24 protein-coding genes are annotated in these 25,516 nt (G+C 60.7%); 9 read left to right on the forward strand and 15 right to left on the reverse strand.

Going from position 1 to position 25,516, the window contains the following annotated elements; translation table 11 throughout:
- Window positions 1-37: 37 nt before the first annotated feature.
- The 8 genes from ACQRBV_RS02965 to ACQRBV_RS03000 all read right to left on the reverse strand — a co-directional run bounded on the left by ACQRBV_RS02965 (window position 38) and on the right by ACQRBV_RS03000 (window position 9,366).
- Window positions 38-1,039, reverse strand: a complete 1,002-nt coding sequence (locus ACQRBV_RS02965; RefSeq protein WP_411984426.1) for a diguanylate cyclase — start codon at window positions 1,037-1,039, stop codon at window positions 38-40.
- A 51-nt stretch (window positions 1,040-1,090) separates the two neighbouring features.
- Window positions 1,091-2,101 carry a chemotaxis response regulator protein-glutamate methylesterase gene (locus tag ACQRBV_RS02970; RefSeq protein ID WP_060754002.1) on the reverse strand — a complete coding sequence of 337 codons (1,011 nt, stop codon included), beginning with the start codon at window positions 2,099-2,101 and terminating at the stop codon, window positions 1,091-1,093.
- Entirely contained in the window at window positions 2,098-4,362 is a 2,265-nt protein-coding gene (locus ACQRBV_RS02975; RefSeq protein WP_411984425.1) for a hybrid sensor histidine kinase/response regulator, read from the reverse strand. The genes ACQRBV_RS02970 and ACQRBV_RS02975 overlap by 4 nt, the downstream gene beginning before the upstream one ends.
- Complete coding sequence (locus ACQRBV_RS02980; protein WP_244384136.1) at window positions 4,359-5,060, reverse strand: chemotaxis protein CheW; 702 nt, start codon at window positions 5,058-5,060, stop codon at window positions 4,359-4,361. The genes ACQRBV_RS02975 and ACQRBV_RS02980 overlap by 4 nt, the downstream gene beginning before the upstream one ends.
- Entirely contained in the window at window positions 5,057-6,316 is a 1,260-nt protein-coding gene (locus ACQRBV_RS02985; protein WP_090366431.1) for a CheR family methyltransferase, read from the reverse strand. The genes ACQRBV_RS02980 and ACQRBV_RS02985 overlap by 4 nt, the downstream gene beginning before the upstream one ends.
- Entirely contained in the window at window positions 6,313-6,825 is a 513-nt protein-coding gene (locus ACQRBV_RS02990; protein WP_161549873.1) for a chemotaxis protein CheW, read from the reverse strand. The genes ACQRBV_RS02985 and ACQRBV_RS02990 overlap by 4 nt, the downstream gene beginning before the upstream one ends.
- Window positions 6,825-8,468, reverse strand: a complete 1,644-nt coding sequence (locus ACQRBV_RS02995) for a methyl-accepting chemotaxis protein (RefSeq protein WP_218580631.1) — start codon at window positions 8,466-8,468, stop codon at window positions 6,825-6,827. The genes ACQRBV_RS02990 and ACQRBV_RS02995 overlap by 1 nt, the downstream gene beginning before the upstream one ends.
- A gap of 190 nt (window positions 8,469-8,658) precedes the next feature.
- Window positions 8,659-9,366: a tellurite resistance TerB family protein gene (locus tag ACQRBV_RS03000; protein ID WP_411984423.1), complete on the reverse strand. Its 708-nt coding sequence runs from the start codon at window positions 9,364-9,366 to the stop codon at window positions 8,659-8,661.
- A gap of 325 nt (window positions 9,367-9,691) precedes the next feature.
- Between ACQRBV_RS03000 and ACQRBV_RS03005 the strand changes: the two genes are divergently transcribed.
- On the forward strand, window positions 9,692-11,317 hold the full coding sequence (locus tag ACQRBV_RS03005; protein ID WP_411984422.1) for a glucan biosynthesis protein D: 1,626 nt from the start codon (window positions 9,692-9,694) through the stop codon (window positions 11,315-11,317).
- A gap of 60 nt (window positions 11,318-11,377) precedes the next feature.
- On the opposite strand, the gene ACQRBV_RS03010 is transcribed toward ACQRBV_RS03005, so the two are convergent.
- From ACQRBV_RS03010 to ACQRBV_RS03020, 3 genes are all read right to left on the reverse strand, one after another.
- Window positions 11,378-11,563 (reverse strand): hypothetical protein, encoded by a 186-nt coding sequence (locus tag ACQRBV_RS03010; RefSeq protein ID WP_060753994.1) that lies wholly within the window; start codon window positions 11,561-11,563, stop codon window positions 11,378-11,380.
- A gap of 380 nt (window positions 11,564-11,943) precedes the next feature.
- Window positions 11,944-13,050, reverse strand: a complete 1,107-nt coding sequence (locus ACQRBV_RS03015; RefSeq protein ID WP_060753993.1) for an NADH:flavin oxidoreductase/NADH oxidase — start codon at window positions 13,048-13,050, stop codon at window positions 11,944-11,946.
- A gap of 225 nt (window positions 13,051-13,275) precedes the next feature.
- On the reverse strand, window positions 13,276-15,177 hold the full coding sequence (locus ACQRBV_RS03020) for a potassium transporter Kup (RefSeq protein ID WP_090366440.1): 1,902 nt from the start codon (window positions 15,175-15,177) through the stop codon (window positions 13,276-13,278).
- A 289-nt stretch (window positions 15,178-15,466) separates the two neighbouring features.
- On the opposite strand from ACQRBV_RS03020, the gene rimO reads away from it, so the two are divergent.
- The 5 genes from rimO (at window position 15,467) to tsaA (ending at window position 19,406) form a co-directional block, all read left to right on the forward strand.
- The gene (rimO, locus tag ACQRBV_RS03025) at window positions 15,467-16,807 is read left to right on the forward strand and encodes a 30S ribosomal protein S12 methylthiotransferase RimO (RefSeq protein ID WP_060753991.1); all 1,341 of its coding nucleotides are present in this window, start codon (window positions 15,467-15,469) and stop codon (window positions 16,805-16,807) included.
- A gap of 110 nt (window positions 16,808-16,917) precedes the next feature.
- Window positions 16,918-17,391, forward strand: coding sequence for a GNAT family N-acetyltransferase (locus ACQRBV_RS03030; RefSeq protein ID WP_060753990.1), 474 nt, complete (start codon window positions 16,918-16,920; stop codon window positions 17,389-17,391).
- A gap of 71 nt (window positions 17,392-17,462) precedes the next feature.
- Window positions 17,463-18,173, forward strand: a complete 711-nt coding sequence (locus ACQRBV_RS03035; RefSeq protein WP_411984421.1) for an rRNA pseudouridine synthase — start codon at window positions 17,463-17,465, stop codon at window positions 18,171-18,173.
- Between the two features lie 72 nt (window positions 18,174-18,245).
- Window positions 18,246-18,707 (forward strand): DUF1456 family protein, encoded by a 462-nt coding sequence (locus ACQRBV_RS03040; RefSeq protein ID WP_411984420.1) that lies wholly within the window; start codon window positions 18,246-18,248, stop codon window positions 18,705-18,707.
- A gap of 3 nt (window positions 18,708-18,710) precedes the next feature.
- Window positions 18,711-19,406, forward strand: a complete 696-nt coding sequence (gene tsaA / locus ACQRBV_RS03045; protein WP_090366449.1) for a tRNA (N6-threonylcarbamoyladenosine(37)-N6)-methyltransferase TrmO — start codon at window positions 18,711-18,713, stop codon at window positions 19,404-19,406.
- A gap of 54 nt (window positions 19,407-19,460) precedes the next feature.
- Here the strand turns inward: tsaA and fpr are convergent, their stop codons facing one another.
- Window positions 19,461-20,240: a ferredoxin-NADP reductase gene (gene fpr / locus ACQRBV_RS03050; protein ID WP_017529767.1), complete on the reverse strand. Its 780-nt coding sequence runs from the start codon at window positions 20,238-20,240 to the stop codon at window positions 19,461-19,463.
- A 126-nt stretch (window positions 20,241-20,366) separates the two neighbouring features.
- Here fpr and ACQRBV_RS03055 point away from each other — a divergent pair, with 126 nt between their 5' ends.
- Window positions 20,367-21,293 carry a LysR family transcriptional regulator gene (locus ACQRBV_RS03055; RefSeq protein WP_060753986.1) on the forward strand — a complete coding sequence of 309 codons (927 nt, stop codon included), beginning with the start codon at window positions 20,367-20,369 and terminating at the stop codon, window positions 21,291-21,293.
- 3 nt (window positions 21,294-21,296) lie between these two features.
- Here the strand turns inward: ACQRBV_RS03055 and ACQRBV_RS03060 are convergent, their stop codons facing one another.
- The 3 genes from ACQRBV_RS03060 to ACQRBV_RS03070 all read right to left on the reverse strand — a co-directional run bounded on the left by ACQRBV_RS03060 (window position 21,297) and on the right by ACQRBV_RS03070 (window position 23,193).
- On the reverse strand, window positions 21,297-21,665 hold the full coding sequence (locus ACQRBV_RS03060) for a diacylglycerol kinase (RefSeq protein WP_201026472.1): 369 nt from the start codon (window positions 21,663-21,665) through the stop codon (window positions 21,297-21,299).
- Between the two features lie 69 nt (window positions 21,666-21,734).
- Window positions 21,735-22,385 carry a response regulator transcription factor ErdR gene (erdR, locus tag ACQRBV_RS03065; RefSeq protein WP_060753984.1) on the reverse strand — a complete coding sequence of 217 codons (651 nt, stop codon included), beginning with the start codon at window positions 22,383-22,385 and terminating at the stop codon, window positions 21,735-21,737.
- Window positions 22,386-22,443: 58 nt separating this feature from the next.
- On the reverse strand, window positions 22,444-23,193 hold the full coding sequence (locus ACQRBV_RS03070) for a tRNA-uridine aminocarboxypropyltransferase (RefSeq protein ID WP_244697736.1): 750 nt from the start codon (window positions 23,191-23,193) through the stop codon (window positions 22,444-22,446).
- 178 nt (window positions 23,194-23,371) lie between these two features.
- Here ACQRBV_RS03070 and ACQRBV_RS03075 point away from each other — a divergent pair, with 178 nt between their 5' ends.
- A complete protein-coding gene (locus tag ACQRBV_RS03075; RefSeq protein ID WP_090366453.1) occupies window positions 23,372-23,812 on the forward strand; it encodes a PA3611 family quorum-sensing-regulated virulence factor in 441 nt (146 codons plus the stop codon).
- Between the two features lie 298 nt (window positions 23,813-24,110).
- Window positions 24,111-25,223: a TIGR00730 family Rossman fold protein gene (locus ACQRBV_RS03080; protein ID WP_411984419.1), complete on the forward strand. Its 1,113-nt coding sequence runs from the start codon at window positions 24,111-24,113 to the stop codon at window positions 25,221-25,223.
- Window positions 25,224-25,516 lie beyond the last annotated feature (293 nt).

Consider the following 25,516-nt stretch of genomic DNA (forward strand, 5'->3'; position numbering starts at 1 on the left):
CTTGGCGAAAAGGCAGGGTTTGCTCCCTGCCACCCGGTTATTCGATACCGACCTGATTGCGCCCGTTGTGCTTGGCCGTATACAACCCCTTGTCCGCCGCCATGATCAACTGCCGATAATCCGTGCCCTGCTTTGGCGTCAGGGTCGACAGGCCGATGCTGATGGTCAGGCACGATCCCTCGGTCGGCGCGATGTGCGGGATTTTCAGGGCCGCCACCGCCATGCGCAGCTTTTCCGCGACCAGTCGGGCGCCGCCCGGCGAGGTGCTCGGCAGCACCAGGGCAAATTCTTCACCGCCATAACGCGCCGGCAAATCGGAAGGACGGCTGCTGGCCTCGCGAATGGTGGCAGCGACCTTGCGCAGGGCTTCGTCGCCTTCGACATGGCCGAAGTTGTCGTTGTAGCTCTTGAAAAAGTCCACGTCGATCATCAACAGAGAGAGCTGGGTCTGGTCACGCATGGCACGGCGCCACTCCAGCTCCAGGTATTCGTCGAAGTGGCGACGGTTGGACAGCCCGGTGAGTCCATCGGAGTTCATCAGGCGTTGCAGCACCAGGTTGGTGTCCAGCAACTGTTGCTGGCTGACCCGCAGCGCACGGTAGGCCGCATCCCGTTGCAGCAGCGTCATGTAGGAGCGCGAGTGATAGCGAATGCGCGCCACCAGCTCGATGTTGTCCGGCAGCTTCACCAGGTAGTCGTTGGCGCCCGCAGCAAAGGCAGCGCTCTTGATCAGCGGGTCTTCCTTGGTGGACAGCACGATGATCGGGATATTCGCGGTGGCCGGGTGGTTGCGGTATTCGCGAACCAGGGTCAGGCCGTCCAGCCCCGGCATCACCAGGTCTTGCAGGATCACCGTGGGCTTGATGCGAATCGCCTGGGCAATCGCCTGATGCGGATCGGCGCAAAAGTGGAAGTCGATGTTCTCTTCATGGGCCAGGCCGCGTCGCACGGCTTCGCCGATCATCGCCTGGTCGTCAACCAGCAACACCATGGCGGCATTTTCATCGGTCTTGAAGTCGTCGAGCTGTAAATCATTCATGTGCAGTCACCTGAATTACCACCTGCAAACCAGCAGCACGGGAGGTTTTGATCATTTTGCAAAGACCTCCAGCAATCGGGGCGCAATTCTATCCAGTGGGCGAATTTCAACAGCGGCATCAATCGCCGCCGCCGCTTTGGGCATGCCATACACCGCCGAACTCTGTTGGTCCTGGGCGATGGTCAAATATCCTTGTTCACGCAGTAATTTGAGCCCTTGGGCGCCATCGCGCCCCATGCCGGTCAGCAATACGCCGACGGCATCGCCATTCCAGTGGCTGGCGACGCTCTCGAAAAACACGTCGATGGAAGGTCGATAAATCTCGTTCACCGGCTCGGCGGTATAGGCCAGCGTGCCGTTTTTCAGCAGGCGGATGTGGTGATTGGTGCCGGCCAGCAAGACTACGCCGCTTTGTGGCGGTTCGCCTTCACGGGCCAGGCGCACCGGCAGGCCGGACGCACTGCTCAACCACTCGGCCATGCCGGCGGCGAACACCTGATCCACATGCTGCACCAGCACAATGGCGGCGGGAAAGTCGCCTGGCAAGCCCTTGAGCAGGGTTTCCAGGGCAGCCGGCCCTCCCGCCGACGAGCCAATCGCTACCAGGCTCTGACGCTTGCCGGTAGCACGTTGCGGCGTGGCGTCGGCGCGCACGCGGCTGCCGCGCTGACCAATCAGCCAGCCGATGTTAAGGATCTTGCGCAGCAGCGGCGCCGCTGCATCCTTGGGGTTGCCCACGCCCAGCGCCGGTGTGTCCACTACGTCCAGGGCACCATGGCCCATGGCTTCGAACACGCGGCTGACGTTGGCCTGGCGGTCCACGGTGACGATCAGGATCGGACACGGAGTATCGGCCATGATCTGACGGGTGGCTTCCACGCCATCCATCACCGGCATGATCAAGTCCATCAGGATCAGGTCCGGGGTCAGTTCGGCGCAACGTTGCACGGCTTCCAGGCCGTTGCTGGCCACCCACACCACTTCGTGGGCAGGCTCGAAACTGAGTGCGCGGCGCAGCGCCTCCACCGCCAGGGACATGTCATTGACGATCGCAATCCTCATGCCCGGGCTCCTCCGATCAGTTCGACCACGGCGTCGAGCAAGGCGTCATCGTGAAAACTGGCTTTGGCTAAATAATAGTCGGCGCCGGCATCCAGTCCACGGCGCCGGTCTTCTTCGCGATCCTTGTACGACACCACCATCACCGGCAACGATTGCAGGCGACTGTCACGACGCAGAAGTGTGACCAATTCGATACCGTCCATGCGAGGCATATCAATGTCAGTGATAAGCAGGTCGAAGTCTTCGGAACGCAATGCGTTCCAGCCGTCCATGCCGTCGACTGCAACGGCCACTTCATATCCGCGGTTTAACAGCAATTTGCGTTGCAGCTCACGTACGGTCAGCGAGTCATCCACGACCAGCACCCGCTTGCGCGCAACTTCGGTGGCCTGCTGGCTGCGCCTCGCGATGCGCTCCAGGCGGCCGGTGTTGAGCAGCTTGTCCACCGAGCGCAGCATGTCTTCGACATCCACGATCAACACCACCGAACCATCATCCAGCAAGGCGCCGGCGGAGATGTCCTGGACCTTGCCCAAGCGATCATCCAGCGGCAACACCACCAGGGTGCGCTCGCCGATGAAACGCTCCACCGCAATGCCATACACCGCATCGCGTTCGCGGATGACCACGACCTTCAATGTCGCGTCATTGCTTTGCGCCGCCGGGCGCTGCAACAACTGGCTGGCGGCAACCAGACCGACATGCCGGCCCTCGTGCCAGAAATGCTGGCGGCCTTCCAACTGGACAATATCGTCCGGCGACAGGTCGCACATGCGCTCGATATGCGCCAGCGGAAAAGCATAGGCTTCTCCGCCGACTTCCACCACGAGGCTGCGCACCACCGACAGGGTCAACGGCACTTCCAGATGGAAGCGACTGCCCTGCCCCGCCGCCTGCTCCAGCACCACCGCGCCGCGCAATTGCCGGACCATATGCTGCACCGCATCCAGGCCCACGCCGCGTCCGGACACTTCGGTAACTTTATCGCGCAGGCTGAAACCGGGCAGGAACAGGAACGTCAGCAGTTCCTCCTCGCTCAAACGCAAGGCGGTTTCCGGCGGTGACAGATGCCGGTCGACGATGGTCCCGCGCAGGCGCTCAAGGTCGACGCCATTGCCGTCATCGCTCAGTTCCAGCACCAGCAACCCCGCCTGATGGGAGGCACGCAGACGGATCAGGCCCTCGGCCGGCTTGCCCGCCAGGATACGCTGCTCGGGCATTTCGATGCCGTGGTCGACGGCATTGCGCAGCAAATGAGTGAGCGGCGCCTCGAGCTTTTCCAACACGTCGCGATCGACCTGGGTCTTTTCGCCTTCGATTTCCAGGCGCACCTGCTTGCCCAGGCTGCGCCCGAGGTCGCGGACCATGCGCACCTGCCCGGCCAGCACATCGGCAAAGGGCCGCATGCGACAGGCCAGCGCGGTGTCGTAAAGCACCTGGGCACGCTGCCCGGCCTGCCAGCCGAACTCATCCAGCTCGACGATTTTTTCCGCCAGCAGGGCCTGGGCTTCGCTCAGCAAACGCCGGGTATCGGCCAGCGCCTCCTCGGCTTCGAGGCTCAAATCCAGCGCCCTGAGCTGGCCGTCCAGCGTATCCAGTGCGCGTGCGCCGTTACTTTGAATACGCTTGAGGCGCTGCATGCTTGCCAGGTAAGGCTTGAGCCGCTGGGTTTCCACCAGGGACTTGCTGGACAGGTCTAACAGACTGTTCAAGCGCTCGGCGGTCACGCGCAGCACGCGCTCGCCACCCTCGGTCATCGGTTTGCTCTGGCGCGGCAACGCCGGCTCGAGCTCGGGTGCAGGCGCTTCAATGATCGGCGCCGGGGCAGGCTCGGGCGGTGGTGGCGGTGGCGCGACGTTGGCAGTCGGCTGCGACGGATCGAGCAGCCGTTCCATCAAGGCCACATAGGCATCAATATCGGCCGCTCCCACATCATTGCCGGGGGTGGCAATGCGCATCAGCAAATCAGTGCCCTGCAGCAGAGCGTCGATATGCTCAGGTTGCAGGTACAGGCGGCTTTCCTGGGCACTGACCAGGCAGTCCTCCATGACGTGAGCCACGCTGACCCCGGCGTCCACGCCGACGATGCGCGCCGCGCCCTTGAGCGAATGGGCGGCGCGCATGCAGGCCTCAAGCTGGTCGGCCTGGGTCGGGTTACGCTCCAGGGCCAGCAGGCCCGCGCTCAATACCTGGGTCTGCGCATCGGCTTCCAGGCTGAACAGTTCCAGCAACGAGGCATCGCGCATCTGGTCGGGGGTCATGTGAGGCTCCGGGTCACGGCGGACAGCAATTGCGCCTCGTCCAGCCAACGCAGGCTGCGGCCCTTCCACTGCAACACACCCTGGGTGAAGCGCGCGCTGGCCTGGGTGCCGGAGGCGGACGCGGCCTTCAAGGCGCGTTCATCGATGGCATGGATACCGTCGACTTCGTCCACCGGCACCACCACCGGACCGTCCTGCGCGGCGATGATCAACATGCGCGGCATGATGCGCCCGCCCGTCGCGCCATGATCGGTGACGTCCAGGCCAAGCAGCTCGACCAGCGACAGGCACGCCACCAGCGCGCCGCGTACGTTGGCTACGCCGAGCAATGCCCGTGAGCGCTGGTGCGGCAGGGAATGAATCGGTTGCAGCGGTGCCACTTCCACCAGGCAGCGGGTGGCGATGCCCAGCCATTCGTCGCCGAGGCGGAACATCAACAGGGAACGGGTGGCCACGTTCTCGTCGACGGCGTCGGCGGCGATCGCGTGGCGATCGTCCTGCTGCAACGCATAGCGGTCGAGCAAGCGCGTGGCGGCGGCGGAATACACCGAGCAGTTGCGGCAGTGAATATGTTCGGCCAGCAACGGGCAGGATTTGTCGCCATGGATGCCGATACGGTTCCAGCAATCGTCGATGCGTTGGGTGTCGGTCAGGGTCAGGTCAAGACCCGCAGTGTCGAGCTCGTCGGAGGTACTCATCGTTTGGACTCACTGTCAGCTCGCTCGCTACGCGCGGCCCGCGCCTGCAAACGGCGCGCCCCCGCACTGTCGCCCTGGGACTCGAGCAACGCGGCCAGATGCATCAGGGCCTGCGGGTGCTGCGGTTCCAGGTATAGGGCTTTGCGGTAATACCCCTGGGCTTCCAAGGCGCTGCCGGCCACATCGCTGAGCAAGCCCAGCCAGTAAAACACTTGGGCGACCGGCGGGTGGTTGCTCAAATACTGTTCACAGGCAGCCCGTGCCTCAGCACTTTTGCCCTCATTGGCCAGAGTGGCGATCCGGCTGAGCAAATCACCCGCGTCCGTCTGCGGTGCCTTGATCGGCAGCACCTGGGCGCTGACCGTGCTGAACGGGCGCGGTTTGGGCGGGATCGGTGCTGCGCTGCGCGCCGGCACGGGGGCCGGCATCGGCACGAAAACCGGCGCAGGCTTCACCGGTTCCACATGTCGGCTGAAGGCAAAGGACTGTGGCACGCCAATCGAGCGCATGCCATGGCGCCCCAGCAAACTGCCTTCGGCCGGGCCGATAAACAGCACACCATCGACATGGGTCAAGCCCTTGAGCACATCGAAGACTTGTTTCTGGGTCGGCTGGTCGAAGTAGATCAGCAGGTTGCGGCAGAACACGAAGTCATAGCTGGGCTCATTCGCCAGCAACGCAGGGTCCAGCAAGTTTCCGACTTGCAGGCGCACCTGCTCACGCACTCGATCGGCAATGTGGTAACCGTCGGCCTGCTCGGTGAAATGGCGCTGGCGAAACTCAAGGTCGCCACCGCGAAAGGAATTCTTCCCGTACACCCCGCGCCGCGCCCGCTCTACCGACAGCGGGCTGACGTCCATGCCCTGCACCTTGAACTGATGTGGGGCCAGGCCGGCATCGAGCAACGCCATGGCAATCGAATAGGGCTCTTCGCCGGTCGAACATGGCAGGCTGAGAATGCGCAACGCGCGCAGCTGGTTGATCTCGGCCAGACGCGCCTTGGCCAGGCGCGCCAAGGTGGCAAAAGACTCCGGGTACCGGAAAAACCAGGTCTCGGGAACAATCACCGCCTCGATCAGCGCTTGCTGCTCGTCCTGCGAGCTTTGCAGTCGCTGCCAATAGTGCTCCAGTGTCACCGCCTGCACGGCCTGGCTGCGCTGGCGCACGGCGCGCTCGATAATGGCCTCGCCCACCGAAGCGACGTCCAGGCCAATGCGTTCTTTCAGGAAGGTAAAGAAACGGGGGTCGCTGTTCATAGGCTCAGCTCGGCAGAAAATAGCAAAGCGCGGGCTTCATCGGTCAATAACTCGGACACGCCGATCCACTGCATCAAGCCCTGGGCATCTTCACGCACCAGCCCCAGGTAAGGCGCCTGCCGATTGTCGAGGCCATAGGGTTGAAACTCGGTCGGGTAGCAACGCAAGGTGTCGGTAGCCTGCTCCAGGATCAGCCCCAGCCTGCGCGCCTCGATCCAGGGTTGCGGCTGGTAGTTGACCAGCACCAGACGAGTACTGGTACGCACCTGGGCCGCTGTACCGAAGGTCAGCGCACTGAGGTCGATCACCGGCACCAACACCCCGCGATGGGCAAATATGCCTGCCACCCACGTCGGCGCATGAGCGATGGGTTTGAGCGGCACGCGCGGCAGCACCTCGGCCACTTCCGTGGCCTTGAGCGCATAACGTTCGCCGCCGATGTGAAACACCAGGAACAACGTCTTTTTCGCTGCCGGGACGGCGCCGCGTTTAGCCGCAAAGTCGCTCATCAGACTTTAAAACGCGATACGCCGCTGCGCAGACCGACCGCAACCTGGCTCAATTCATCAATAGCAAAACTGGCCTGGCGCAGGGACTCCACGGTCTGGCTGCTGGCATCGCCCAGTTGCACCAACGCGTGGTTGATCTGCTCGGCACCGGTGGCCTGGGCCTGCATGCCTTCGTTGACCATCAACACCCGAGGCGCCAGGGCCTGTACCTGGTGGATGATCTGCGACAGCTGCTCGCCGACTTGCTGCACTTCGAACATGCCACGGCGCACTTCTTCAGAAAACTTGTCCATGCCCATCACGCCCGCCGACACCGCCGACTGGATCTCGCGCACCATCTGTTCGATGTCATACGTGGCCACTGCGGTCTGGTCGGCCAAGCGACGGACTTCGGTGGCAACCACGGCAAAGCCGCGGCCGTATTCGCCGGCCTTCTCGGCTTCGATAGCCGCGTTGAGCGACAACAGGTTGGTCTGGTCGGCAACCTTGACGATGGTCACCACCACCTGGTTGATGTTGCCGGCCTTCTCATTGAGGATCGCCAGCTTGGCGTTGACCAGGTCGGCGGCGCCCATCACCGAATGCATGGTTTCTTCCATGCGCGCCAGCCCTTGCTGACCGGAACCGGCAGCGACCGAAGCCTGGTCGGCGGCGGTGGATACCTCGGTCATGGTGCGGACCAAGTCCTTGGACGTTGCAGCAATTTCGCGAGAAGTGGCCCCGATTTCGGTGGTGGTTGCAGCCGTTTCGGTGGCGGTCGCCTGTTGCTGCTTGGAGGTCGCGGCGATCTCGGTCACCGAGGTGGTCACCTGCACCGACGAGCGTTGGGCCTGGGACACCAGCGCAGTCAGTTCGGTCATCATGTCGTTGAAGCCGGTTTCGACTGCGCCGAATTCGTCCTTGCGCTCCAGGTTCAAGCGTTTGCTCAGGTCACCGTCACGCATGGTGCCCAGGATCGAAACAATGCGCTGCATCGGCCCCGTGATCGCGCGCATCAACAACAGGCCACAAAGGGCGGCGGCGAGAATGGCCAGGCCCAGCGAGACGAACATGCTGATCTTTGCGGCCTCTACAGCAGCGTCGATCGCGTTGGTTGCATGGTCGGCGACGTTCTTGTTTTCGGTAATGATGTCATTGAGCTTCATGCGGCCTGCGGTCCAGGCCGGTGTCATTTCGGTGTCAAACAACTTGCGCGCAGCGGCGACGTCGTTGTTTTGCAAGCGATCCACCACCGCAGCCAGGGCCTTGTTGTAATTCTGGTGGTAGGCTTCGAATCTATCGAACTCGGCCTGATCGTCACCACCGTTGATGGTGGCCTGGTAGTTGGCCATCTGTTGCAGGATGCGCGCTTCGAAGGACTTGAACTCAGCCTTGTCGGTGTCGCTCAGCCCCTTGTTTTGACCCGAACCGATCAGTTCCAGGATATGCAGGTAACTGTCGACCCAGGCGCTACGAATCATCGAACTGAGGTAAACCCCCGGCACCGCGTCGTCACGCACCGCGACTTCACTGGTTTCGATCTTCAGCAACCGTGAATAGGAGACCACAACCATTAACAGCATGATGGCGATAATGACCGCAAAGCTAGCCAAAATCCTTTGGCGCAAGGTCCAGTTCTTCACAGTAATTCCTCGAAGGCCCATTCAAATGCAGGGGAGTATAGCTGAGCGGATGCCTGCATTTATCAACAGCTTTTGCCGGACCAGGCAGAGGACGCGAATAGTTGTGAGAGGGGCTGGTTCCCGATAGCAGCGTGCCAGGCAGTTTATGCATAATTGACCACCGCTATCGGGGGCAAGCCCCTCCCACATTGGTTTTGCGTGCTACCTGGGGTTATGCGTTCAACCGCACTTGCTTTTCCAGTTCTGCTTTCAGGCCGGGTTCGAGTTTGAGCTGGCGGGCCAGTTCGTCGAGGTAGGCTTTTTCCATGAAGTTTTCTTCGTCGACCAGCATCACGCTGGCGATGTACATCTCGGCGGCCATTTCCGGCGTGGCGGCAGCGCGGGCGACGTCGGTCGGATCGAGCGGTTTGTTGAGCTCGGCGTGCAGCCAGCGTTGTAGCTCGAGGTCGTTGTCCAGCTTGGTGAACTCCCCTTCGATCAGCGCCCGCTCGCGCTCATCGACATGCCCGTCGGCCTTGGCGGCCGCCACGAGTGCCTTGAGGATGCCCTGGCTGTGCTGCTCGACCTGGGCCGGCGGCAGGCGGTCGATGGTTTGCGGTTCGCCTTGCGCTGCGCCGGCCTGTTGCGCCTGCCAGTTGCCGTAGGCCTTGTAGGCAATCACACCGAGTGCCGCCAACCCGCCGTAGGTCAGGGCCTTGCCGCCGAACTTGCGGGCTTTTTTGTTGCCCAGCAACAGGCCCATGGCTCCCGCCGCCAGGGCGCCGCCGCCCGCACCGCCGAGCAGGCTGCCCAGGCCACCCCCGCCAAGCAAGCCGCCCAAGGCACTTTTATCGTCCTGTTTACGTTGGTCACCAGCTTTGTTCTGCAACATATCCTGGCCAGACTTGAGCAACTGATCGAGTAATCCACGGGTATTCATTCGCAGCCTCCAGACACTTGGGTTCATAGGACCAATAGGCCCCCAGCGTAAAACTAAGTGCTAAAAAACCCCGATCTAGAGTGCTTCCAGATGTAACGCCGGTGTAAGGCCAGAGATAACGACAGCGGGGCGGCGGAAATGCTTTGTTTCACATGCAAAGCCATCATGCCGCCATCAATCAATTTTCCTGGCTCATCGAACCGCTTAAGCTATCCAGCGTCTGTTTATTGTCCGTAGCGTTTGGCCGAAGGCATGTCCGAACCGTTATTTTTAATCCAGCACGCGCCAAGGCCGGCGCGGGATTTGCTCACGACAGGTTGTCTCTATGCACCGCAGGAATTTGCTCAAAGCATCCATGGCCATTGCGGCTTACACCGGTTTGTCGGCCAGCGGCCTGTTGGCCGCACAGGCTTGGGCCGGCAACCGCGCCGCCGATGGCAAGGCCGTGGCCTTCGATTTTGAGTCGCTGAAGGCCCAGGCCACACAACTCGCCGGGACCGCATACAAGGACACCAAGCAGGTGCTGCCGCCGACCCTGGCGAACATGACACCGCAGAATTTCAACGCCATCGGCTACGACGGTAACCATTCGCTGTGGAAGGAATTGAACGGCCAACTGGACGTGCAGTTCTTCCACGTCGGCATGGGTTTCAAGACGCCCGTGCGCATGCACAGCGTCGACCCCAAGACCCGTGAGGCGCGCGAGGTGCATTTCCGCCCTTCACTGTTCAACTATGCCAAAACCACCGTGGACACCCAGCAGTTGACCGGCGACCTGGGTTTCTCCGGGTTCAAGCTGTTCAAGGCGCCGGAACTGGATCGGCATGACGTGCTGTCGTTTCTCGGCGCCAGCTACTTCAGAGCCGTGGACTCCACTGGCCAATACGGCCTTTCCGCACGCGGCCTGGCGATAGATACCTACGCGAAAAAACGCGAGGAATTCCCTGACTTCACGCAGTTCTGGTTTGAAACGCCGGACAAGGACGCCACGCGCTTTGTGGTGTACGCCCTGCTCGACTCGCCGAGCGCCACCGGGGCTTACCGCTTCGATATCGACTGCCAGGCCAACCAAGTGGTGATGGCCATCGATGCGCATATCAATGCGCGCACCGCCATCGAACAGCTGGGCATCGCACCGATGACCAGCATGTTCAGTTGCGGCACTCACGAGCGTCGCATGTGCGACACCATTCACCCGCAAATCCACGACTCGGACCGCCTGGCGATGTGGCGCGGCAACGGTGAGTGGATCTGCCGCCCGCTGAACAACCCGGCCAAACTGCAGTTCAACGCCTTTGCCGATACCGATCCGAAAGGTTTCGGCCTGGTCCAGACCGACCATGAGTTTGCCAGTTACCAGGACACCGTCGACTGGTACAGCAAGCGTCCAAGCCTGTGGGTCGAACCGACGACCGCTTGGGGTGAAGGCTCCATTGACCTGTTGGAAATCCCCACCACCGGCGAAACCCTGGACAACATCGTGGCCTTCTGGACCCCAAAAAAGCCCGTGGCCGCCGGCGATTCGCTCAACTATGGCTACAAGCTTTACTGGAGCGCATTACCGCCGGTCAGCACACCGTTGGCGCAGGTCGACGCCACACGCTCAGGCATGGGTGGCTTTACCGAAGGTTGGGCACCGGGCGAGCACTACCCTGAAGTGTGGGCGCGCCGGTTTGCCGTGGACTTCAAGGGCGGCGGCCTGGACCGCCTGCCGGCCGGCACCGGGATTGAGCCGGTCGTGACCTGCTCCCATGGCCAGGTGAAGGATTTCAGCGTGCTGGTGCTCGACAACATCAAGGGCTATCGCATTCTGTTCGATTGGTACCCCACCAGCGACAGCGTCGAGCCCGTGGAATTGCGGCTGTTTATCCGCACGCAGGACCGTACCCTGAGTGAAACCTGGCTGTATCAATACTTCCCGCCGGCACCGGAACAGCGCAAGTACACCTGACGCACCGGTTGCCATAATGTGGGAGGGGCATCGCGCCTCCCACATTATCAAGCGGGTGGCTCAGAACCGCGAAACACTCTTCATCGCCCCGATCAGATACCGCATCGCCACTTGATCGCTCTCGGTCAAGGCGCGGTACTGCGCCAGTAATTCGGCCTCATCCGAACTCAACCTTCGGCTACGCAAGAACACCCTGCGGGTCAGAAAAGACACCACCACACCCGCTACACCATAGGACTTGGCCATGGACTGCTTCTCCTGAAATCGATCAAATATTCCTCATGCCCATTACCCGCCTGCCGTGAAACGCAATGCCTTCAAGGACTCACAGCCTGATTCCCTGGGCCAGAAACCGGGCTTCCCCTAAGCGTAGAAACTATCTCGCCATGCGTGGGATTTTTTTAGAGTATTCACTTAAAATTTTTCTTCGGTAACAAACACCTACAGGGCATTCTCACGAAGAGGACGATACAGCGGGCGTTCATAAGCCTGCGCGGACCTTTTAATACGCCTTCGACCTACATTGAGAAGTCCCTTTTCAGCGATCCAGGATCGACATGCCAGTTAAACGCAGGCAAGAAAAAACCCACCGTGCCAGGGTGGGTTTTGGCTGCGTGTGCAGGTGATCAGTCCCTGAGATCCGACTCGTGTATCGGCTGGTCGCGATGGGTCGCCCGTTGGTACTGCGCCGGCCAGATGGCTTTGCGCCCGCCCAGATCATCGTCGGCATGCAACGGCCAATAAGGGTCACGCAGCAGTTCACGAGCGAGGAAAATGATGTCCGCCTGGCAGGTACGCAGGATGTGTTCGGCCTGGGCCGGCTCCGTGATCATGCCGACAGTGCCGGTGGCAATACCGGACTCTTTGCGCACTCGCTCGGCAAAACGGGTCTGGTAGCCCGGGCCGGTGGGAATCTCGGCATTGGCGGCGGTGCCGCCGGAAGACACGTCGATCAAGTCCACGCCGAGGTCTTTGAGGCGGCGCGCCAGCTCCACGGTTTCATCGGGGTTCCAGCCATCTTCCACCCAGTCGGTGGCCGACACCCGCACAAACAACGGCAACTCCTGGGGCCACACGGCGCGGACGGCCTCGGTCACCTCCAGCACCAGCCGGATGCGGTTTTCAAAGGAACCGCCATAGCGGTCCTGACGCTGATTGCTCAGGGGCGACAGGAATTGGTGCAGCAGGTAGCCGTGGGCGGCGTGGATTTCCACCACTTCGAACCCGGCGGTCAAGGCGCGCTTGGCGGCAGCGACAAAATCGGCTATCACCTGCTGGATCTGCCCCTCGTCCAGCGGCTTGGGTTGGGTATGGTTGGGATCAAAGGCGATCGGCGACGGCCCCACCGGCACCCAGCCGCCTTCTTGCGGCGTGACACTCCCGTGTTTGCCGATCCACGGCCGATGGGTGCTTGCCTTGCGCCCGGCATGGGCCAGTTGAATACCGGCCACTGCCCCCTGGGCCGCAATAAACCGCGTGATGCGCTGCAGGGGTTCGATCTGTTCGTCGTTCCACAGGCCCAGGTCCTGGGCAGTGATGCGGCCATCGGCAGTGACGGCGGTGGCTTCGGTAAATATCAGGCCGGCGCCCCCCACGGCACGGCTGCCGAGGTGCACCAGGTGCCAGTCATTGGCCAGGCCGTTTTCGCTGGAATACTGGCACATCGGCGACACCGCAATACGATTGAGCAGGGTCAATTGGCGCAGTGTGTAAGGTTCGAGCAGCTGACTCATGGCGCACCTCTTCTGGACTTTTTGGGCACTTTTTGCAGGAGCGCGCTTGCTCGCGAAAGCCTCACGGGCGCCGCGCTCATCCAGGATAAACGCGTTAACGTTGACGTTTTTCGTGGGCAAGCGCGCTCCTGCATAACAGTGCTTAGAGCCTAGTCGACAACGATGGATTGCACAGGGTTCAGAAACAAAGCGGGAGCCGATTGCCGGCTCCCGTGCTGCAAAAACTTACATCTCGACCTGGGTGCCCAGCTCGATCACCCGGTTTACCGGCAGCTTGAAGAAGCGCAGGTTGCCGTTGGCATTCTTCAACATGAAGGCAAACAAGCTTTCACGCCACCGCGCCATGCCCTTGATACGCGAGGCGATCACCGTTTCGCGGCTGAGGAAGTAGGTGGTACGCATCGGGCTGAAATCCAGGTCGTCCAGATGGCACAGTTTCAAGGCTTCGGGCACATCCGGCTCATCGGTAAAGCCGAAATGCAGGATCACCCGGAAGAACCCTTCCCCGTAGGCGTCCACTTCGAAGCGCCGTGAAGCGGGCACGCGCGGTATATCTTCGTAGACCACCGTCAGCATCACCACCTGCTCATGCAGCACCTGGTTATGCAACAGGTTGTGCAACAGCGCATGGGGCACTGCGTCAGGCCGCGCGGTAAGGAACACAGCCGTGCCCTGCACGCGATGCGGCGGCTGCACGCGGATGCTGCTGATAAAAATCGGCAGCGGCAGCCCGCCTTCCTCAAGGCGATCCATCAGCAGCTCTTTGCCGCGCTTCCAGGTGGTCATGAGAATGAACAGCACAATCCCCGCCAACACCGGGAAGGCGCCGCCCTGGACGATCTTGGGTACGTTGGCGGCGAAGAACAGGCCGTCCACCAGCAGGAAACCGATCAGGACCGGAATCGCCAGCACCGGTGGCCATTTCCACAGCAACAGCATCACCGCCGATACCAGGATGCTGGTGATCAGCATCGTGCCCGTCACCGCCACCCCGTAAGCCGAAGCCAAGGCGTTGGAGGATTCAAAACCCAGCACCAGCAGGATCACGCCGACCATCAGCGACCAGTTCACCGCGCCGATGTAGATCTGGCCTTGCTCGGCGCTGGAGGTGTGCTGGATGTGCATGCGCGGGATGTAACCCAGCTGGATCGCCTGGCGGGTCAGGGAAAACGCCCCGGAAATCACGGCCTGGGACGCAATCACCGTGGCCAGCGTCGACAGCGCGACCAGCGGGATCAATGCCCAGTCCGGTGCCAGCAGGTAGAACGGGTTACGCGCCGCCTCGGGGTTTTCCAGCAGCAAAGCACCTTGGCCGAAGTAGTTGAGCACCAGCGCCGGCAGTACCAGGGCAAACCAGGCACGGGCGATTGGTTTGCGCCCGAAGTGGCCCATGTCGGCATACAGGGCTTCGGCACCGGTCAGCGCCAGTACCACGGCGCCGAGAATCGCCACGCCCATGCCGGGATGGGACACGAAGAAACGCACGCCCCACGCCGGGTTCAGTGCATTGAGCACTTCCGGGTGTTGCAAAATGCCGTGGATGCCAAGCCCGGCCAATACCAGGAACCACACCACCATCACCGGCCCGAAGAGCTTGCCGATGCGGTCGGTGCCGTGCTTCTGGATCAGGAACAGCCCGACCAGTACCACCAGCGACAGCGGCACCACCCAGCGTTCGAGACCGTCAAAGGCCAGCTCCAGACCCTCGACCGCCGACAATACCGAGATCGCCGGGGTGATCATGCTGTCGCCGTAGAACAGCGCAGCGCCGATCAAGCCGAGGATCACCAGCACCGAACGCAGTTTCGGGTACGGCGACGCCGCCCGCCGCGCCAGCGCCGTCAGGGCCATGATGCCGCCCTCGCCCTGGTTATCGGCACGCAGAATGAACAGTACATATTTGATCGACACCACCCAGATCAGTGACCAGAAGATCAGCGCGAGAATGCCGAAGACCCCGTCATGGTTGACCTGAACCCCGTAACCACCTGTGAACACTTCTTTAAGGGTATAGAGCGGGCTGGTACCGATATCGCCGTAAACCACCCCGACCGCCGCCACCAGCATGCCAATCGGCTTTGCGTTGGAATGCTCGGCACCTGCTGCCTGACTACTTGCCTGACCCATCAACCACTCCTGCCCTTTGACCTGAGGTCTTATATAACCAGCGCATCTGAGCTGACCCTAGCATGCGCTGATTTACTTCTCGTAACAGACGTTTTATTGACCTCGGGGTTTTACCCGTGCGCAACGGCGCGAAGCATAGCGCAGCACTCGTCGTATTTCCCTGTATAAAGCTGGTCAAGTGCGTTGCCCGTCGCTAGAATTGCGCACTTTTTGATCAGAGGCGCGCCAAGCGCCCGTCTACCGCCTTGTCGTGCCCGACTGGCGGCGTCATTCAATACCGAGGTTAGACATGTCCACCACTCCCGCAACGGCCAATCCCAAGGTCGGCTTTGTTTCCCTGGGTTGCCCGAAGGCGCTCGTAGACTCCGAGCGCATCCTGACGCAACTGCGCATGGAAGGCTATGACGTGGTGTCCACTTATCAGGACGCCGACGTAGTGGTGGTCAACACCTGCGGTTTCATCGACTCGGCCAAGGCCGAATCCCTGGAAGTGATCGGCGAAGCCATCAAGGAAAACGGCAAGGTCATCGTGACCGGCTGCATGGGCGTGGAAGAAGGCAACATCCGCAACGTGCACCCAAGCGTGCTGGCCGTGACCGGCCCGCAGCAGTACGAGCAGGTGGTCAATGCCGTGCACGAAGTGGTGCCGCCCAAGCAGGACCACAACCCGCTGATCGACCTGGTGCCACCGCAAGGTATCAAGCTGACCCCGCGCCACTACGCGTACCTGAAGATTTCCGAGGGCTGCAACCATAGCTGCAGCTTCTGCATCATCCCCTCGATGCGCGGCAAGCTGGTCAGCCGCCCGGTGGGTGACGTCCTCGACGAAGCCCAGCGCCTGGTCAAATCCGGCGTGAAAGAGCTGCTGGTCATCTCCCAGGACACCAGCGCCTACGGTGTCGACGTGAAGTACCGCACCGGGTTCTGGAACGGCGCGCCGGTGAAAACCCGCATGACCGAACTGTGCGAAGCCCTCAGCAGCCTGGGCGTGTGGGTGCGCCTGCACTACGTTTACCCGTACCCGCACGTCGACGAACTGATCCCGTTGATGGCCGCCGGCAAGATCCTGCCGTACCTGGACATCCCGTTCCAGCACGCCAGCCCGAAAGTGCTCAAGGCCATGAAACGTCCGGCCTTCGAAGACAAGACCCTGGCGCGCATCAAGAACTGGCGCGAGATCTGCCCGGAATTGATCATCCGCTCCACCTTCATCGTCGGCTTCCCTGGCGAAACCGAAGAGGACTTCCAGTACCTGCTGGACTGGTTGACTGAGGCGCAGCTGGACCGCGTCGGATGCTTCCAGTACTCGCCGGTCGAAGGTGCCCCGGCCAACCTGCTGGACCTGGCCGTGGTGCCGGATGACGTCAAGCAGGACCGTTGGGAGCGTTTCATGGCGCACCAGCAGGCCATCAGCTCGGCGCGCCTGCAACTGCGCATCGGCAAGGAAATCGAAGTGCTGATCGACGAAGTCGACGAGCAAGGCGCGGTGGGCCGCTGCTTCTTCGATGCGCCGGAGATCGACGGTAACGTGTTCATCGACGATGCCAGCGGCTTGAAGCCAGGCGACAAGGTCTGGTGCACCGTGACCGATGCCGACGAATACGATTTGTGGGCTGAAAAGCGCGACTGATCAGCGCCTTTGAAATATTTTGAAAAAGCCCTGCCTCTGGACAAGATGCGGGGCTTTTTTAGGTCTATCGTTTGCCCATCGTCGCCGATCATCGGCAAGGGGCAGCGGGCATGCGTCAGCATTCAGTTATCCATACACCCAAAAGCAGCGACTACACGCACCTGGCGCAGCTCTGGGAAGACTCGGTGCGGGCGACCCACGATTTCCTGCCGGACAGTTACATCGTATTGCTTAAGGAACTGGTGCTGACGCGTTACCTGGACTCGGTCATGCTGATCTGCACCAAAGACCGGAACCAACGCATCACCGGGTTTGCCGGGGTAGCGGGCGGCAAGGTCGAGATGTTGTTTATCGCCCCCCAGCACCGTGGCCAGGGCCTGGGCCGCCAACTGTTGCGATACGCGATCGAGCACCTGAATGCCGATGAATTGGACGTCAACGAACAGAACCCGCAGGCCCTGGGCTTCTACTTCAAACAAGGGTTCGAGGTGATCGGACGCGCAGAGCAGGATGGCTTGGGCCAGCCGTATCCTCTGCTGCACATGCGTTTGCGCCAGGTGCAGCAACGAGCCCAACCCGGCTAAATGAAATGGAGCCGGGATTAACCGCGCCCACACAGGTACAATAGCTGCCCCCTTTTGTTACGGCCCTTGTCATGACTGACCCCATACGCCTCTCCAAACGTCTGATCGAACTGGTTGGCTGCTCCCGTCGGGAGGCTGAGCTGTTTATCGAAGGCGGCTGGGTCTCGGTGGACAGTGAAGTGATCGACGAACCGCAGTTCAAGGTCACCACCCAAAAAGTCGAACTCGACCCCGAGGCCAAGGCCACCGCGCCAGAGCCGGTGACCCTCCTGCTGCACGCGCCTGCCGGCGTGGATGCCGAGACCGCCATGGCCTCGATCAGCGCAGAAACCTTGTCGGACGAACACCGTTTCGGCAAACGCCCGCTCAAGGGCCACTTCCTGCGCCTGACCGCCAGCGCCGATCTGCAAGCCAACGCCAGCGGCCTGCTGGTGTTTACCCAGGACTGGAAAATTCTGCGCAAGTTGACCGCCGACGCCGCCAAGATCGAGCAGGAATATGTGGTGGAGGTCGAAGGCGAGATGGTTGCCCATGGCCTGAACCGTCTGAACCACGGCCTGACTTACAAAGGCAAGGAACTGCCGGCGGTCAAAGCCAGCTGGCAGAACGAAAACCGCCTGCGTTTTGCGATGAAAAACCCGCAACCGGGCGTGATTGCCTTGTTCTGCGAAGCGGTCGGCTTGAAAGTCATCGCCATCCGGCGCATCCGCATCGGCGGCGTGTCCATCGGCAAAGTGCCGGTGGGCCAATGGCGCTACCTGTCCGCCAAAGAGAAGTTCTAAGCCACTGCCCCTTTTTATCGACATCGCCCCCATGGCGGCGGTGTCCTCAGTTGAATACCAGGATTGCCTACCATGATTCACAACGACGTACTGCGCAGCGTGCGCTACATGCTCGACATCAGCGACAACAAGATGGTCGAAATCATCAAGCTCGGCGGCATGGACGTGACCAAGGACGATTTGCTGACCTACCTCAAGAAGGATGAGGAAGAAGGCTTTGTGTTCTGCCCGGACGAAGTCATGGCTCACTTCCTCGATGGCCTGGTGATCTTCAAGCGCGGCAAGGACGAAAGTCGTCCGCCGCAACCGATCGAAACCCCGGTGACCAACAACATCATCCTCAAGAAACTGCGTGTGGCCTTCGAACTGAAGGAAGACGACATGCACGCGATCCTCAAGGCCGCCGAGTTCCCAGTGTCCAAACCGGAACTGAGCGCACTGTTCCGCAAGTTCGGCCACACCAACTATCGCCCGTGCGGCGATCAGTTGCTGCGTAACTTCCTCAAGGGCCTGACGCTGCGCGTTCGCCCCTGAACCATGGGTTACAACGTCTCCCCCGTCGGCTTTGTGCGCTCCTGCTTCAAGGAGAAATTCGCCATTCCACGCCAGCCACAATTGGCGCCTGCCGCGCGTGGCGTGCTGGAACTGGTGGCGCCGTTTGACGGCGGTGAGGCGGTGCAGGGCCTGGAACAGGTCAGCCATGTGTGGCTGCTGTTCCTGTTTCATCAGGCCCTGGAAGACAAGCCACGCCTGAAAGTGCGCCCACCGCGTCTGGGGGGCAACACGTCCATGGGCGTGTTTGCGACCCGCGCGACTCACCGACCGAACGGCATCGGCCAATCAGTGGTGAAGCTGGACAAGGTGGAACCGGGTCGGCTGTGGATTTCCGGAATTGACCTGCTCGATGGCACGCCAGTGTTGGATATCAAGCCTTATGTGCCCTACGCCGACATTATCGGCAGCGCCACCAACAGCATCGCCAGCAGCGCGCCGCCGCTAATCCCGGTGCAATGGCTAAAGACCGCCCTGCATCAGGCACAAGGCCATGCGCACAGGCTGGATGAGCCGTTGGTGGAATTGATCGAGCAATGCCTGGCACAGGACCCACGGCCGGCCTATCAGACGCCTGGGCCTGAGCGTGAGTATGGCGCGCAGTTCTGGGATGTGGATGTGCGTTGGCACTATCCCGAGGCTGGGGTGATTTGCGTGCTGGAAGTGCTTGCCGCTGGATAAACCGTAAACCCGATATGGGAGGGGGCTTGCCCCCCTCCCACATTTTGACCGCGCTTACTTCTCGACGAACGCACGCTCAATCAGATAATCGCCCGGCTCACGCATGCGTGGCGAAACCTTCAGGCCGAAGCTGTTCAGCACTTCGCTGGTTTCGTCCAACATGCTTGGGCTACCGCACAACATGGCGCGGTCATCTTCAGGGTTGATCGGTGGCAGGCCGATATCGCGGAACAGCTTGCCGCTGCGCATCAGGTCGGTCAGGCGCCCTTCGTTTTCGAACGGCTCGCGGGTCACGGTCGGGTAGTAGATCAACTTGTCACGCAGCGCCTCACCGAAGAACTCGTTCTGCGGCAGGTGCTCGGTGATGAATTCGCGGTAGGCGACTTCGTTGACGTAACGCACGCCGTGGCACAGGATCACCTTTTCGAAACGCTCGTACGTTTCCGGGTCCTGGATCACGCTCATGAACGGAGCCAGGCCAGTACCAGTGCTGAGCAGGTACAGGTGTTTGCCCGGCTTCAAATCGTCGAGCACCAGGGTGCCTGTCGGTTTTTTGCTGATGATGATCTCGTCGCCTTCCTTCAAGTGCTGCAATTGGGAAGTCAGCGGGCCATCGGGCACCTTGATGCTGAAGAATTCCAGATGCTCTTCCCAGTTCGGGCTGGCGATGGAGTAAGCACGCATGAGTGGGCGGCCGTTGGGCTGTTGCAGGCCGATCATCACGAACTGACCGTTCTCGAAGCGCAGGCCCGGATCGCGGGTGCACTTGAAGCTGAACAGAGTGTCGTTCCAGTGATGAACACTGAGGACACGCTCGTGGTTCATGTTGCTCATGTACGGGGGACTCCTGGAAATGGGTCTGCGCCAGAAATAATAGGTGCGCAATTGCAGCGTATTCTAATGGCGGCGACAATATCTGTTAACTGGATTATTAAGATAAGGGTTATCGGTTATATCGATATGCGATTTACTCTCCGTCAACTGCAGGTTTTCGTCGCCGTCGCCCAGCAGGAAAGCGTCTCGCGCGCTGCTGGCCTTCTGGCCTTATCTCAATCCGCCGCCAGCACCTCGATCACCGAGCTGGAGCGTCAATCCAGTTGCCAACTGTTCGACCGCGCCGGCAAGCGCCTGAGTCTAAACGCCCTCGGGCATCAACTGTTGCCCCAGGCCGTCGCGCTTCTAGACCAGGCCAAAGAGATCGAAGACCTGCTCAACGGCAAGTCCGGCTTCGGCTCGCTGGCGGTCGGCGCCACGCTGACCATCGGCAACTACCTGGCCACGCTGCTGATCGGCAGTTTCATGCAACAGCACCCGGAGAGCCAGGTGAAGCTGCATGTGCAGAACACTGCACATATCGTGCACCAGGTGGCGCACTACGAAATTGACCTGGGTCTAATCGAAGGCGACTGCAGCCACCCGGACATCGAGGTGCAAACCTGGGTAGAAGATGAGCTGGTGGTGTTCTGCGCACCGCAACATCCCCTGGCCAAGCGCGGCGTGGCGAGCATGGAAGAATTGACCCATGAGGCGTGGATCTTGCGTGAACAAGGTTCGGGCACGCGCCTGACGTTTGACCAAGCCATGCGCCATCACCGCAGCGCGCTGAATATCCGCCTGGAACTGGAACATACCGAAGCGATCAAGCGGGCGGTGGAGTCCGGGCTGGGCATCGGCTGCATCTCCCGGCTTGCGCTGAGGGATGCATTCCGCCGTGGCAGCCTGGTGCCGGTTGAAACCCCGGACCTGGACCTGGCCCGGCAGTTCTACTTCATCTGGCATAAACAGAAGTACCAGACCTCCGCCATGCGCGAGTTCCTGGAACTATGCCGCGCTTTCACCGCCGGGGTTCAGCGCAGCGACGAAATCGTACTGCCGAACATTGCCTGATCCTCAGATCAGGATCACTGCCCACACCAGGGTGATCATGGTCAGCGCCACCAGTTGCGCGGCGCTGCCCATGTCCTTGGCGTTTTTCGACAAGGGGTGACGGTCCAGGGAAATGCGGTCAATGGCGGCCTCTACCGCCGAGTTGAGCAATTCGACAATCAACGCCAGCAGGCACACGGCGATCAGCAAGGCGCGTTCAACCCGGCTGACCTGCAGGAAAAAGCTCAACGGAATCAGGATGACGTTCAGCAACACCAGTTGGCGAAACGCCGCCTCGCCGGTGAAAGCTGCACGCAGGCCATCCAAGGAATAGCCCCCTGCGTTGAAGATACGTTTAATACCGGTTTGACCCTTGAAAGGCGACATAGAGATAGGCAACTGAACCAAAGAAGTGGGGAAACTAGATCACGCAAAGTCAAAAAAGCGTGAATGCGTTGCAGCTTAATGCTGTGAAATTGACTCAAGTTGTTGCAAGAGTAACGCGGCCTGGGTGCGCGTACGCACGCCCAACTTGCGAAAGATCGCGGTGACATGAGCCTTGATGGTCGCTTCCGACACACTCAACTCGTAGGCAATCTGCTTGTTCAACAAGCCTTCGCACACCATGGTCAGCACCCGGAACTGCTGGGGGGTCAGGCTGGCCAAACCGTCACGGGCGGCTTTGGCTTCGTCGGATACGTTGACCTCTTCGAATGCCTGCGGCGGCCAGGACACATCACCATCAAGCACCTTGCGCACGGCGTTCTGGATATCCTCCATGGCACTGGACTTGGGAATGAAACCGCTGGCACCAAACTCCTTGGAACGCACCACCACGTCGGCCTCTTCCTGGGCGGACACCATGACCACCGGGATCTGCGGGTATTGCCCACGCAGCAATACCAAACCCGAAAAACCATAGGCACCGGGCATGTTCAGGTCGAGCAGCACCAGGTCCCAATCGGATTTTTCGGTGAGGCGGACCTCCAGTTCGGCGATGCTGGCCACCTCGACCAACCGGACATCGGGGCCAAGGCCCAGGGTTACGGCCTGATGCAGTGCACTGCGAAACAGCGGATGGTCATCGGCTATCAGGATTTCGTATGTGGCCATTGATTAAATGATCCTGTTTTTTGGGGTGCCCGAGGAGGCATTTTAGCGGGGGATTCGGCTACGGTGCCATCATGCAAACGTCGTCTGGTGATACCGTCGCAATGTAGGGCGTCAGGCGCCTATGGACGCTATCCCCCAGGTCCAGGGGCATCTGGAACTTGGCAGCCAGGTAATGAGTGCTGAATACATCGAGGTAAGCATCCAGCACTTCGCTCGCCGCCTGATCGGCAGCCAACTCCAGGCACAGCGCCGCGACTTCTGCGGTACAGAAATGATCATCGCGCTTGGAGCGACGCAGCTTGTACCGCGACAGCTGTTCCGGTGCAAGGCTCAGCACCGGCAAGTGCTCCAGGTACGGACTTTTGCGAAACATCTTACGCGCCTCACTCCAAGTGCCATCCAGCAAGATAAAGAGTGGACGCTTGCCCTCCTCCACCCTGACTTCGCTGACAACCCGTTCAGGCGCGACGAACTCGCCGGGAAACACGATATACGGTTGCCATTGCGGATCAGCCAGCAACGTGAGCAATTGGGGATCGACTTCGGTGCGTGACCAGGCGAACGCAGTGGTGTCAGCGATCACATCGGCAATCAACCAGCCAGTGTTACTCGGTTTCATTGGCTCCACATCGTGCATCAGCAGGCACATCGCCGACCGGGCCTGCACCTGGGGTCGCCAGGCGCATAGGCAATACTGGGGAATAACCCGGCAGCCTGGGCATCGCTCAGCACGCGAACCCCGATTGAGGAATGGCCTGACAGCACGTGCCAGACGCTCGGAGCGCAGGCGGGAGACGGCGTGGCTCATGGAATACGCCGCAAGGAGGGATAAATCGACACAGGAGAACTCGATGAAGGCTTAAGTGGCAGCAGTTTACCAGCGATACGCCTGGCTGTAGTGGCAAGGGGTCACCTATAATTGCGCGCCACTGAACGCACAGCGCAGTGGCTGGTCTATGCACCAGTAACCGAATCAGGAGAGTTTCATGCTGCGTTCCATGCTGCGTCTTGTCGCCCCATCCGTCGCCCTTGCGTTGGTCATACCCGCAGGCGCCCATGCGGCCTCGCTGCTGGAGGCCCAAATGAACAGGAAGCTGCAAAGCGTCGCGGCCGAGAGCAACAAGGACCTGCCCCGGGAAATCGATGAAAAAACCCTGGAAGTGGCCTACACCGTTGAAGGCATGCAGCTGATCGACCACCTGAGCGTGCAGCCTGATCGAGCGCAGCAAATGCGTGACAATCCGAAAGCCGTCTATTTCCAGTTGGGGCAAAGCGTATGCCTGAACCAGGGCTACCGCGAACTGATGGCCAAGGGTGCGGTGATGCGTTATGAAATCACCGAGAACAAGACCAATCGCCCAGTGGCGTCGGTCAAGTTCGTAGAATCCGATTGCCCGGCACCGGCTGCGGCCAAGAAGAAAAAGTAACCTTTGCTCGTTCCCCGCGCGCTGCTGTCCAGCGGTGCGCTCTTCCCCCAGCTTGCGTTCCCGCCCCCGCTAAACTTCATGCTGAATGACCAATAAGCGGTTGCCAGCCAAGGGTTTTTCGGCACATGATCAAGCCATCCCCTTATTGTCGCTCACAGCCGTTTCACCTGCTGTTCTGTAACATTTTCAGGGCAAAAGAGGCCTGCCTTACTGCGGCACGCCATGACACATGCAGTGTCGTGGCCACCGACGATGCGTTCGTCGACTACCCAGGCCCTGCAAGAAAAGGAGAAGTTGAATGCCTTACGAATCGAATGATCGCCTGCTTCGCCATTTTGAAGAACACGGGACTGACCTCACACAGCAGGTCGACGCGCAGCTCCAGCTGATAGCCGCCAACAGCCCAAATATCCCCCTTTATCGCGACATGATTCTCACCGTTTTGCGCATGGCTCAAGACGATCGTAACCGCTGGAACGCCAAAATCACCCTGCAGGCGATCCGTGAGCTGGATAACGCCTTCCGTGTACTGGAACAATTCAAGGACCGGCGCAAGGTGACCGTGTTCGGCTCGGCCCGCACCCCCGTCGAAAGCCCGCTGTATGCCTTGGCGCGGGAAGTCGGCGCGATGCTGGCACAGTCAGACTTGATGGTGATCACCGGCGGCGGCGGCGGCATAATGGCGGCAGCGCACGAAGGCGCTGGCCTGGAACACAGCCTCGGCTTCAATATCACCCTGCCGTTTGAACAGCACGCCAACCCCACCATCGATGGCACCGAGAACCTGTTGTCATTCCACTTCTTCTTCACCCGCAAGCTGTTCTTCGTCAAGGAAGCGGACGCGCTGGTGCTCTGTCCGGGAGGCTTCGGCACCTTGGACGAAGCGCTGGAAGTATTGACGCTGATCCAGACCGGCAAGAGCCCACTGGTACCGGTGGTGCTGCTGGATGCACCGGGGGGCGGGTTCTGGCAAGGCGCCCTGGACTTTATCCGCAGCCAGCTGGAAGCCAATCGCTACATCCTGCCCACCGACCTTAAATTGGTGCGCCTGGTGTACAGCGCCGAAGAAGCAGTGGAAGAGATCAACCGGTTCTATGCCAACTTCCACTCCACGCGCTGGCTGAAACGCGAGTTTGTGGTGCGCATGAATCATCCGCTGAGTGATCGTGCACTGGCCCATTTGCAGAGCGAGTTTGCCAGCCTGCGACTGAGTGGTGAGTTCCAGCAGCTTGCCTACACGGGCGAAGACCACGACGAGCCGAGGTTCAGCCATTTGACACGGCTGGTGTTCAACTTCAATGGACGGGATCAAGGCCGGCTGCGGGAGTTGGTGGACTACATCAACTTGCCGGAGAACTGGGCACCGGCCCAGGGTAGGACCCAACAGCGGGTGGAGCCGGAGACGGCTTGATTTTTGAGCAAAAAAAAAGGCCCACTATTTTCATAGTGGGCCTTGTTGGTGTTCTTGGTATAGCAACTGCTGGGCAGCCCTGCCGCCTTTAACCGGTGAGATGAGAACGGGTCATCTGTAGTGAGCGGGCTTGCCCCGCGCTGGGTGGCGAAGCCGCCCCAAATCCAGGCACCTCGTTTTTCCTGAAATACCGTGGCGTCCTTGTTGGGGCTGCTGCGCAGCCCAGCGCGGGTGTAGAACCGTAGACATCGTTTACATCTGAAACCGGGGACATCGTTTACACATTTGAAGCT

It is taken from the genome of Pseudomonas sp. R11F, assembly GCF_050312575.1.
GTDB lineage: Bacteria > Pseudomonadota > Gammaproteobacteria > Pseudomonadales > Pseudomonadaceae > Aquipseudomonas > Aquipseudomonas palleroniana.